The following is an 11966-nucleotide window of genomic DNA, read 5'->3' as shown; positions in this document are numbered from 1 at the left end:
CTTGTCCCCCTTGTCCCCCTTGTCTCCTTTATCCTCCCGCTCAAAAAATACAATCTTCGCCCCAGGTGCTAAACGTCTCCCTGGTTTGACTAAAGCTAACCATACATTCGGCTGGCATTCTTCCAATAACAAGACTTCCACAGCTGCACCGCTAGGTTTTTGTCCGTAGAGACGGGCGGGAATTACCCGCGTATCGTTCATAACCAGCAAATCGTCTTTTTGAAGAAATTCTGGTAAATCACGAAAAATTTGATGGGCGTGACTATCGAGATTTACTACTAACAGGCGAGAACTATCTCTGGGAGAAACTGGATTTTGAGCGATCCGTTCTGCTGGTAATTCGTAATCATAACTCGATAAAGAGTAGTCTAATTCAGATTTAGCAGAAGATGTCAAGTCAAAATTAGGTGTTTTTACGGAATTCAATGCAGACAGTGCATCTTTAAATTGATTGATATGCATTTTTTGTGAGAGTGACGTTCGGTATTCTAACGGATTTTAAGTAAGATTTTGAGTTGATGCGATCGCATGGGTATTTGGGTGAATCTACCCAGGTGGAGTGGGTGTTTGACGCTAGTATCGTCGCGGTCAATTCGCAAAAATATAAATGTAGGAATAGCTTGTTTCCCCAGCAAGGATATGGAATACCTTTACTATCTTGCCAACGCCAGCCTCACATTGAGGATCGTTGAACATTTGCATGGCAGACCCCAGATGCCCTTGAGTTTCATTACCGTAATTCATCAAATTGATGGCTGGGTTGTGAAGGTGAAAATGAAATCTCCTCTCAACTCTCAACAAGATGGTGATTTCCGCGCTTTTTTAAATGAACTGGGAATTCCCTACGAAGCACCGATCCGCGTCAGAATGGCGTTATGGAGTTTGGAAGCCGGACAATCTCCGGTAGACGTGATGCGCCGCTATCAAGTCGCAATTGTCTCTCACGGCAACCCAGAACGGGAAGAAATCGAGACATTTCGGCAACAATTTGTCAAGGGATTGGGTTATTGTCCCGAAACTTTGGCTTAAATCGGCAGCAACAGAATTGCAGGCTGAAATTGAAGCCTGAAATTGAGATAGGGCGATCGCATCAATCAAAAGCAGCGGATAAGTAATCTTGTAGCACGAGTTGATAACCAGCGACTATAACTGCTTGTCCTAACTGCACTGACAGAGACGATAAGTCAGGGGAAATGTCAAGTGTAGGCGATGCCTGTCTCAATCGAGCCAACGATAATTTACGATGTTGGACTAGCGCCACATCAAAGCGGCATTGGTAGGTAGCTAAATTTGGAGAGACACTCAAAAAGTACTCCGCAGCTTGCCAAAGCCGTATTTGTTTTTGCGGTGTAATCGCCAACAAACCACCTGCATCCCAGTTATTTTGCTTGCGGGTTTTGACTTCAATAAAGGCTAAGAGGGGAGTCGGGAGTCGGGAGTTGGGAGTCGGGAATGGGTGGTGCGCGATCGTGTCCCCCTTGTCCCCCTTGTCCTCCTTGTCCTCCTTGTCTCCCTTGTCCCCCTTGTCCCTCTCACGTACATCCAACTTCGCAATCAAATCCAACTCTCCCCAAGGACAGCGCCAACGACGGTGCAGGATTTCCCAACCGGAAGATTGCAGCCACCGAGCGACGAGATCTTCTCCAAGTACGCCAATGTCGGGATAATGAAAGGCAGGATGGTTTGCCATGAGCTGAAAGATTATGAATTCTGGGCTAGGAAATCGAATTTGGAAATCTATATTCGCTGTTGTACTGTGGGGTGCGATCGCATTTTCAGTACTTCTTGCTATTGTTCCCCCTGCTGTAGCGCTGGATTACAACAAAGAAAGTTTGATTGAGACAGATTTCTCTGGGCGCGACTTGACGGACTCTAGCTTCAGCCACGCCAATTTGCGTAGTAGCAACTTCAGTCACTCTAATTTAGAAGGAGTTAGTTTGTTTGCTGCTAATTTAGATTCGGCAAATTTTGAGGGGGCGAATTTGGCAAGCGCCACTCTAGACTCGGCACGATTAACGAGAGCCAATTTAAAGGATGCTATTTTAGAAGGCGCATTTGCGGCAAATACCAAATTTGATGGTGCAGTCATCGACGGAGCCGATTTCACAGATGTTTTGATGCGCCGCGACGTGCAAGATAAATTGTGTCAAGTTGCTAAAGGTGTTAACCCGACTACAGGACGCGCTACCCGGGAGACTCTATTCTGTCCGTAAGCGATCGCAATCTTTATCGCAATCTTTTACGATGAAGCTTGTCGTGTCATTTCACGAGGACTAATAGATGATTCGTGCCTACGCAGCTTTAGAAAAAGGTGGAGAACTCAAGCCTTTCGAGTACGATCCAAAACCGCTCGGTAGCGAAGATGTAGAGATTGACGTAGAATACTGCGGGATTTGCCATAGCGACTTGAGTATGCTCCATAATGACTGGGGCATGACACAATATCCCTTTGTCCCAGGACACGAAGTTGTAGGCAAGATTGCGGATGTTGGCAGTGCCGTAAAAAAACTCCAAGTCGGACAGCGGGTCGGATTGGGATGGTATTCGCGATCGTGCATGACTTGCGAGTGGTGTATGTCTGGCAATCACAACCTTTGTGCCACCGCAGAAGGTACAATTGTCGGTCGCTATGGTGGTTTTGCTGACAAGGTGCGCGCCCATGAAGCTTGGGTTGCTCCCCTACCCGATGCCATGCAGCCAGTGTCAGCCGGACCCTTATTTTGTGGCGGAATTACGGTTTTTAACCCGATCGTCCAATTTGATGTTAAGCCTACCGATCGCGTTGGAGTCATTGGTATTGGCGGCTTGGGACACATGGCATTGAGATTTCTTCATGCTTGGGGCTGCGATGTCAGTGCCTTTTCCAGCAGCGCCGATAAGGAACCAGAAGCAAGGGAAATGGGTGCTAACCACTTCATCAACTCCCGCGATCCAAATGCACTTAAATCGGTGGAAGGCTCTTTTGACTTGATTCTTTCTACTGTCAATGCCGATTTAGACTGGAGTACCTATATTGCTTGTTTGCGTCCTAAAGGACGATTGCATTTTGTGGGTGTGGTTCCTAACCCTATTTCTACGGAAATTTTTCCCTTAATTATGGCTCAGCGATCGATCTCCGGCAGTCCCTTGGGTAGTCCGGCTACTGTCACCCAAATGCTCGACTTCGCCACCCGCCATCAGATCGAACCCATAATTGAAACCTTCAGTTTTGACCAAGTGAACGAGGCATTGGAACACCTACGTAGTGGCAAGGCACGGTATCGGATCGTGTTGAAACATTAAGCAAAGTCAAAAGTCAAAAGTCGAAAGTCAAAAATTGGTTGTAGGAGCGGGTTTACCAACAATATTTAATTCTTAATGAGGGTATTCATAAACCTGCCCTCGCGAGAACGTGGTTATTCAAACGGATCTGACAACTGATGCCACACGTTCTGTAGGGGCGCACAGCTGTGCGCCCTTACCTGAATTACCATCAGTTAAATGTAGGGTGGGCATCACCCACCTAGATCAAATCTGCCAGCGTAAACTGTCGCTGTTTGTCCAATTCCAACAGCCGTTGCTGGGCTTGCCGTAACGACTCAAAATATGACTGAGATTGTTCTGGTGCAGTTACTTCGTCGGTTTGTTCCCACAATTGAAGAAATTGACGGTAGCGTTTTTCGCACTGCACTCGTTCCATGCAAGCTGTAGCGGCTTGAATCACCTGGGCAAAACGCGAGAGTTCGATTTGTGTCTTTTCATCGAGGTGAAATAAACGGGCGATCGCCTTTGTTTCACCTTCATACTCCATACACTCTACTTGTAGCCGAGAAATTAAATCTGATGATTGGGCAGATGTTACGTGTAACGTCTCTACATTTGCCAAAATCTGTTGCCAGAGAAAAGTGTGGTGGGGTAGATCGAACTGCAAATCTCTTTCTTGTAGGGCTTCGGTGACGATTTGACGGTATTCAGGATGGTGTAGGTAAATTCGCAACAAAATTGCTTCTGCCTGCTCTAGTAAAGCGCGATCGCCTGCTACAGGTAAGTTAGAATTGCTAGCTTGCTGCTGTTTTCTCGGTGGTGCTGGTTTGCGATAACTATTTGGCGCAACTCGATCTAATAAATTTTCAATCCACAACGGTACGAGTCTGGCATCACCTAAACTTAAAATTTCAGCACAGCGATGGATATAGTGCTGACGTTGATTGCTGTCGCTTATTTGTTGTAACAACTTCACCATACTTACCGTAATTTGTTGTGCTTCCGGTGCTTGCTTTAAATCTCGGTTGGCTACTAGCTGTTGAATCTGCCAATCTAACCATAAAGGAGCGTTTTGTAAAAGTTCGCGGTAATGTTCTGGACTATGAGTGTGGAGATATTCATCTGCATCTTTGCCGTCTGGTAAATTGAGAATTCGTAAATTGACTTCGCCTTGATAGGCAAGATTAGCGATCGCTCCTATTGCTCTTTCTGTAGCTTGCGTTCCTGCCGCATCGGCATCAAAATTAAGAATAAGTTGTTTTGATTCGCTATAACGCAAACAAGCTCGGACTTGTTCGATACTCAAAGCCGTTCCCAACGAGGCGACAGAGTGAGTAATTCCGGCAGCGTGAAGGGCGATCGCATCGAAATATCCTTCTACGACAACGACTCGATCTTGTTTGGCAATCTCATTTTTCGCCTTATCTAAACAAAATAAAGTTCTGCCCTTATTAAAAATATCCGTCTCAGGAGAATTGAGATATTTCGGTTGTTCGTCGCCTAAACTTCTACCTCCAAAACCGATAAATCGTCCTTGCGGATCGCAGATCGGAATAATAATGCGATCGCGAAAATAATCGTAGTATCCATCTTTTGATTGTCGTTGTCGAATTAATCCTGCTTGTTCTACGATTTGTACGGGATATCGTTTTTGGTCTACCAAATAACGATAAAGAGTTTCCCATCCCGCAGGCGCATATCCTAACTTAAATTGCTGAATTGTTTGGGAATCAAATTGCCGTTTTTGTTGTAAATAATCTAAAGCTAACTGCCCTTGGTGTTGCTGCAAAGCATGATGATAAAATTGCGTAGCGACAGCCATCACTTCATATAATTGCTCTCGCAGCGAAATCTGACGCTGTAATTCTTGTCTTTGTTCGGGTTCTAAAGTTTGGACGGGAACGGAATAGCGTCGCGCTAAATCCAGTACCACCTCACTGAAAGAAGTCTTGCCCAATTCCATCAAAAATGTAATTGCATTCCCTCCAGCCCCGCAACCGAAGCAATAATACATTTGCTTACCTGGGCTGACACTAAAACTAGGGGTTTTCTCATCATGAAACGGGCATAAACCGACAAAATCTTTCCCCCGCTTGCGCAGAACAACGTGTTCCGAGACGATATCAACAACATCAGCTCTTTGTTTTACTTGTTCGACTGTATCGGGATGCAGGCGAGGAATTTGCATATTAGTCAGTTAGCAATGAATTCTAAGTATTTAAACACCCTTGGTAGCAACACCTTGATATAAATAACCAACAAATTTGGGTGTTTCCTCCGCATAAAATTCTTTCAGTGTCACCGTATCAAATCGTTTTTCTATCAGTTGTCTAATATTACGATTTAAGTGACAGCCATCACCAATAACTTTTTGGATTGGATTCAAACGGTTTTGCCAAACTTGAATTTGAGGTTCATTACTCAGTCCGTGTTCTACAAAAAAGAATTTTCCTCCTGGTTTTAATACCCGATAGATTTCTTGCAATGCTTGTTCGACTTTGGCAATACTACACAACGTCCAAGTACTGACGACGCTATCAAACGTATTATCTGCCATTGGCAAGTTTTCGCCATTCAACATGCGATTGTCTACAGTAATATGAGATTTTTGGATACGCTTTCGAGCAAGAGTATGAACGCCAGGATTAGCATCAATTGCTACCAATTTATCAATGCTTTCTGGATAGTAAGAGAGATTTAAACCCGTTCCAAAACCAATTTCTAAAACTTCTCCTGTCACATTTGCTAAAACTTCGCGTCGGTATTGAGCCATTGTTGGATCGGACAACGACCAGTCAAGCAGGTAAGGTAGGATTCTTTGTGAATAAAATCCCATTGATTCCTCCTAAACAAACTTATAACAGCTTTAGTTCTTGTATTTTAGCGAAAATAACCCGATCGGGTGGGCATTGCCCACCCTACTACATCGATGTACATTAAATGCTTTTAAAAACAAATGGATATAGCAATCCAAATTGATTTGTGAATGTTTCCAGTGTAGAGACGTTACATGTAACGTCTCTACTATAGAATTAGAATATTATAGAGCTAAAATTAATCTCTTACAATTGGTAAACTTAACCAATTGCTTAGTTCTTCTGCCAACCACTCTATTTCTACAGGAGATAGAGGAAAGTTTGTCATATAGACTTTATTAGAAAGCTGATATTTTTGCATTCCTGCCCAAATGACAATGTAAGGATGAGGGTTATACGCACGATTAATGCACTCAAGCCGTAAAATATTTTGTGTAGGGCTTTGAGAAGGACTATAAAGCCGAATATTGAATAGTTTGTAAGCCAAAGCAATAAATTGATGCGTGATGCGAAGATGCATTCTACCAAATAGGCTTAAGCACAGTTGTAAGAAAAAATAAATTCCGTAACCTATACTAGCAAAAATTAGTAATTCCAGTATCCAAGGATGACCGTTTAAGCTTGAAATATATAGAAAAAATCTGGTGAGGTTAAAAATAACAACTAAATAAATAAGATGGATATATGGAACAAACGAAAAAAAACCTGCTGCTGGAATAATAATTTCTAGTGTTTCGGAATTTTTGTGCAGTGCAATCTTACTACCAGTAGGTTTTCTCAAACTTAAATTATTAATCTTACTATTAATTGGGTTGATAACTGCCCTATCTATATTTTCTAAAGCCGTCAGTGCTTCTTCTACACAAGCAAAACGTTTACTCACAATCGGTTCTGTCATTCTTTTCAGCCAATGACAAAATCTAGGGCTAACATTTGCCACAGATTCAAAATCAATTCTTAAATCTATCTGGGGTAAATCTGCGGGATGCTGTCCTGTAACAAGGTAGATTAAAGTTGCACCTAAACTATAAAGATCGGATGCAGGATTTGCCCTACCGCTAAATTGTTCTGGGGGCATATAACCATACGTTCCTACTACAGTCATCGTACCAATACTTTTATTGGCTAGCGTCTGTACGGAACCAAAATCAACTAAATAAGCTTGTCCGACGCTATTACCAGAACGATCGCCTAAAAGAATATTACTCGGTTTCAGGTCGCGATGAATGACAGGCGGTTTTTGGGCGTGCAGATACTTAAGAATCGATAAAATTTCTTTTGCTAGCTGTTGAACTTCAGTTTCGCTAAAACTACGCCCAGATTTCAGTTGTTCTTCTAAAGATTTTGCCTCAATATAACTTTGAACTAAAGCAAATCCTTTACTAACAGTTGAATTTAATTCAAAATAATCTAAATATTGAGGAATGGCAGGATGAGATAAATTTTTCAGAGTTTCAGCTTCTCGCTCAAATAATTTTAAATCTTCCCAAACAAAATCATCACCAAAAGTTAGAATTTTAACAACGACTAATGCTTGCGTTTGAATATCCTTTGCTAATACAGTTCGTCGTCCTGCTTTTTTACCGAGTTGCTGCTGAACTTCATAACGATTCCCAATAATTTCTGGCTGAAATTCTTCTAATTCTTGACCGGACATTGCTAATACTGTAAATTCTTACAGCTTTTATAGCTTTACTAACGCGACTATTCGACCGTAAAAATACTTTAAAATTTACTTTCAACTGCCCAACTGCAATTCAGCTTGCAAAAAGCCTACAAATTGCCTTGCCGTGCGTCCAGAACGTCCATTATGTCTAGTCGCCCATTGTAAAGCACGGTAATCTAAATCTGCCTGGGAAATACTTATATTGGCTAGAGTTGCTAAATGTCGCACGATATGTAAATAGGTATCTTGATTTGCTGGTTCAAAAGTTAAAGTTAAACCAAAGCGATCGCTAAATGACAGTTTCTCTTGTACCGTGTCCCACACTCCGACTTCTTCATTTTGACTCGGACGGGGGCGATCGCCAAACATTTCTCTGACCAAATGACGGCGGTTAGAAGTCGCATAGACGACAACATTCTGAGGACGGGCTGTTATATTCCCCTCTAAAACAACCTTCAAAGCTTTAAAAGCATCGTCGTCTTCTTCAAATGAAAGATCGTCAACAAAAATAATAAACTTTTGCGGTACGCCCCGCAGTTGCTCGACAATTGTAGGTAAAGCTACCAAATCTGATTTAGCGACTTCAATTAAACGTAAATTGCGATCGCCATATTCATGTAACAATCCCTTTACCAAAGAAGATTTACCCGAACCGCGACTACCGTAAAGTAAAACATGTAGGGCGGGATAACCTGCTAGCAAAAATTCTGTATTTTTTTTCAAAGTATCCCGTTGATATTCGTATCCTACCAACTGCTGTAACTGCACTGGATCGGCATAGGGAATACCGATAAGTTGTCCTGACTGCCAGCGTAACGCCCGATATTTAGCAAAGATACCCGTACCATATTGACGATAGTATGCAGCTAAATCTGTTAGGATATCTGCCCAGTTGTCGAGTTGTGATAATTTGTGGTAAATACTGTAGTAAACAGTGCGATCGCCAGTTATTTCTGTGGCTATTTTTGTAGGTATATCAGTCCAAGCTACCGGAGGTACATTTAATTTAGCTGCGGCTTGTACCCACTGAATTAACTGTTCGCTACTATACTGATAGAGGCTTTGTAAAGCTTGCAAATCCTGCTGTACGGCGGCGATTAAAGATGGTGGTAAATCTGCTAAATCGGTATTTTGGGCTTGGCGCGAGAAGGGGTTATCATCAATCAGAATTTGACCGATCAAATAATCTTGCCAAGATTGGTTTCGAGATGCGATCGCCTTAAAATAATTTCCATAAGCGCGAACGCATCCTAATTCATCTACCTCGCTGTGTCGCAATGACTGTAATAAATCGATTTGGCGTAAAGAACGTAGTAAATTAAGAAAAGCCTGTCCTACCTCATCTGTTAAAACAGATTGATATATTAGTAAAGAAGCTGCTTGGAGTTGTAAAAATTCAAAAGATGAGTTCGTTTGAGTATCCATGTTTCGGCGCTATCTCCCCACAACAATCGCCCAAATACTAGCAGCAATAATTACAGACCCTAGATGCTGCGGTAGCAACAGCCGAAACGGTTGACGCGCAATTTTCTGAGTCAATACCACTGTCAGTAATACAGAAAAAATCAGCGTTGTTCCCTGTAAAAATGCAATCACGGCTGGATGCGCCACCACCACAGGTAATCCCGCCCCACTCAAACCAAAAGTCGCAAAAGTCACGGGTAAAATTCGTCCCGCCTCCCCCAAACCCAAACGCAGATAGTGCGCCAAACTTCCCCCTAAAATCAACGGTAAATACCCATATACCAACTCCACAAACGGCTTAGGCTTAAAACGCAAAAAATCTTTTGTATCCTTTGCGCCTAACGCTTCGCTTCGCCTGCGGCTAATGCGACTTTGCGCGACATAACTCCTCATCCAAAAAAGCGATCGCATCAAACCATAAACCACAAAAACAAACCCAGTCGGAACCAACAAAACCAACAAAGATAAACCTAAATGAGGAAAAAATTGTGTTAAATCAATTCTTAAACCCAAACTAGTTTGGATTTCTGGTAAGCGATGTAAGAAAATTCCACCCAATAGCAATAATAACAATGCGACTTCGTAACTATGAGGGATGTGAGTTGTCCACAACTCAATCCCTGGCGGACGTAAATTAAACTCAACCGAACGATGCGGACAAGCTTTTAAACAAGTCATGCACAATACGCAATCTCGATTATCTTCCAACTGCGCCGGATGAGAATACAAAGGACAACCATTGGTTTCCATGCCCTCACCCTTTTGAGGACCACCCTTGTAACATTGATACGTCGTACATTCTGCCGAACAAGTTCCTTGCTGCGCTCTCAATTCTGTCATCGATAACTTAGCAAATAAACCATTCATGCCGCCAATCGGACACAAATAGCGACACCAAAACCGCCGTTCAAAAATTGCTGAGAAAATCATGGCTCCAGCTGTAATTAATAGTAATAAACAGCTAGAAAGATAGGCTGTATTTTCTAGATTCCACAGTTCTTCCCACAGAAAAATCAAGGTAAATAAACCGAATAAAAACCATCCACCCCACTTTTCTGCTGGTTCTCGATGCCACTGTTTCAGCTTTCGCCCTGGAAACAACCATTGAGATAACTTTTGCGTGACTTCGCCGTAAATCATAAACGGACACACCGCACACCATAACCTACCCACAAACGGAAAACCCAACAATACGAGGGGCCACCACCAAGCCCAAAACATATTTAAGGCGAAATTTCGATCTCGCTGTTGAGGACCAACAAATAAGATAATGACAATGAAGGCAAAAAACCACAAGGTAAAGCCATAGTTAATCCGGTCGGGATACCAAGAACTGCGCAGAAATCGCCGTAAACTAGGGTAAATATTTAATACGTTGACGCGAAATTGTTTTTTCTTCGTTTGTGCCGACCAAAAAATTTCTTCCGTTAACTCAGTTTCTTCTCCCGACTGTACGAGCGCCCGTTCGACTAAACTTTGTAACTCTTTCAAGTTGCCAGGAAAATCATAAGATTGCAGGCGACGCAAGGCTTCGGGGGCAATTTTCGATTTGGCTAATCCCTCGCTGCGAGTGTACAAACTGATGTAATATTCTACTAGAGCTTTAATGTCGGCTTTTCGTACCCGTAGTGGCGGTACTTTAATTGTTTGTCCAATACAACGCGCGATCGCGGGTTGAGTCCGTTCTGCAATTGCTAAAATCCGCGCTTTACTCGTACGAGTGACTTCTGGTGCATCTTCAGAACGGCTGATAGGTTGATAAGTACCAGTTTGCAGCAATTGCGCGATTTTCGGCACTAATTCCACGGGCAACTCTTGAGTATTATTCAAAACCAGCGTTCCTTCACCCAACCACTCCAGCAACCCTGGCTTTCCACCAACACGACCGAAAAGATCTGCACCGCTGGTTTGCAATAAATTGCAGTTAACCTTAATAATCGGCTGACGGCGTTGAGGAGAACTGAAATGAATTAGGGTAGCGATATTATCTTTTTCTAATCCTGGTTCGCCAAAAATGAGAATTGATTTTTGATTATTAGCTGCTTCTCTAATTTCTTGACGCAGCCGCACCGCATAACGACTCGTACCGATGATACCGCGCTTGACTTTAGTAACCAAATACGGGCGCAGGGCGATCGCTCGTTCTTGTTCGTATGATAGTGCTGAAGTTAATTGGCTTAATTCTTGCGCTAGCTGGCGCGAAATCGTTTGAAAGATTTCGGGGTATTGTCCGACAATCTGCTGAAATTCTGCCGTTGCCACTGCCCATAAGTGACATTCTGTCAAGGCAGTCACCGTTCTTTGCACTGGCTGTTCTAAGATTAACTCTTGGAGATTAATGACTGACCCAGGAAGCAAACTAGTCGCCCATACGGAACTAGTCGAATTAGTGTGTTTACTCTCCAAGCGACCTTGTTGCAGAATATAAAGCGCTTCTGGGTCAGTGTCTTCTACAACTAAACGCTCGTTAGCGGGGATGACTCGTTCTACAGCAACTTGGGCGATCGCATTTAATACTTCTGACGATAGCACCGATAGCGCCGTTCGCTCTTGCAGCCAGATGAGTAAATCTGGAGACATCGTATCCCCCTGTTTTGCCATACTTCATTCATTGTGACGAGTCGAGACGTTCCGTGGCTCTACACAGACCTACTAGCTCGACAGCCCTTATGCCTCAAGGATACGATGAATTGTATGTTTTGAAATTCTTTTATTCCTGCCGTTGTCTTTCCCTACTACCCCAATCGGCGTTATCTATTTTCATAGAGAATGTTCCC

10 protein-coding genes are annotated in these 11966 nt (G+C 43.0%); 3 read left to right on the top strand and 7 right to left on the bottom strand.

Going from position 1 to position 11966, the window contains the following annotated elements:
- Positions 1–462: S-adenosylmethionine:tRNA ribosyltransferase-isomerase (locus C7Y66_RS20545; RefSeq protein WP_199197537.1), on the bottom strand; the 462-nt coding region annotated here is incomplete at its 3' end.
- Positions 463–639: 177 nt separating this feature from the next.
- On the opposite strand from C7Y66_RS20545, the gene C7Y66_RS20540 reads away from it, so the two are divergent.
- Positions 640–1029 (top strand): hypothetical protein, encoded by a 390-nt coding sequence (locus C7Y66_RS20540; RefSeq protein WP_015152735.1) that lies wholly within the window; start codon positions 640–642, stop codon positions 1027–1029.
- A 61-nt stretch (positions 1030–1090) separates the two neighbouring features.
- Here the strand turns inward: C7Y66_RS20540 and C7Y66_RS20535 are convergent, their stop codons facing one another.
- On the bottom strand, positions 1091–1690 hold the full coding sequence (locus C7Y66_RS20535) for a YraN family protein (RefSeq protein ID WP_106547017.1): 600 nt from the start codon (positions 1688–1690) through the stop codon (positions 1091–1093).
- Positions 1691–1703: 13 nt separating this feature from the next.
- On the opposite strand from C7Y66_RS20535, the gene C7Y66_RS20530 reads away from it, so the two are divergent.
- Positions 1704–2213, top strand: a complete 510-nt coding sequence (locus C7Y66_RS20530) for a pentapeptide repeat-containing protein (protein WP_106547016.1) — start codon at positions 1704–1706, stop codon at positions 2211–2213.
- A gap of 67 nt (positions 2214–2280) precedes the next feature.
- Positions 2281–3282, top strand: a complete 1002-nt coding sequence (locus C7Y66_RS20525) for an NAD(P)-dependent alcohol dehydrogenase (protein WP_106169011.1) — start codon at positions 2281–2283, stop codon at positions 3280–3282.
- Between the two features lie 220 nt (positions 3283–3502).
- Here C7Y66_RS20525 and dnaG read toward each other — a convergent pair whose 3' ends face one another.
- From dnaG to C7Y66_RS20500, 5 genes are all read right to left on the bottom strand, one after another.
- Complete coding sequence (gene dnaG / locus C7Y66_RS20520) at positions 3503–5431, bottom strand: DNA primase (protein ID WP_106547015.1); 1929 nt, start codon at positions 5429–5431, stop codon at positions 3503–3505.
- 30 nt (positions 5432–5461) lie between these two features.
- Positions 5462–6079: a class I SAM-dependent methyltransferase gene (locus C7Y66_RS20515; RefSeq protein WP_106547014.1), complete on the bottom strand. Its 618-nt coding sequence runs from the start codon at positions 6077–6079 to the stop codon at positions 5462–5464.
- Between the two features lie 218 nt (positions 6080–6297).
- Positions 6298–7716 carry a serine/threonine-protein kinase gene (locus C7Y66_RS20510; RefSeq protein WP_106547013.1) on the bottom strand — a complete coding sequence of 473 codons (1419 nt, stop codon included), beginning with the start codon at positions 7714–7716 and terminating at the stop codon, positions 6298–6300.
- 81 nt (positions 7717–7797) lie between these two features.
- Positions 7798–9150, bottom strand: coding sequence for an ATP-binding protein (locus tag C7Y66_RS20505; RefSeq protein ID WP_106547012.1), 1353 nt, complete (start codon positions 9148–9150; stop codon positions 7798–7800).
- A 9-nt stretch (positions 9151–9159) separates the two neighbouring features.
- Entirely contained in the window at positions 9160–11790 is a 2631-nt protein-coding gene (locus C7Y66_RS20500) for a sigma 54-interacting transcriptional regulator (protein ID WP_233222768.1), read from the bottom strand.
- Positions 11791–11966: the final 176 nt, after the last annotated feature.

Source organism: Chroococcidiopsis sp. CCALA 051, assembly GCF_003015105.1.
GTDB lineage: Bacteria > Cyanobacteriota > Cyanobacteriia > Cyanobacteriales > Chroococcidiopsidaceae > Chroococcidiopsis > Chroococcidiopsis thermalis.
This window is presented reverse-complemented; position numbering and strand designations above follow the sequence as displayed.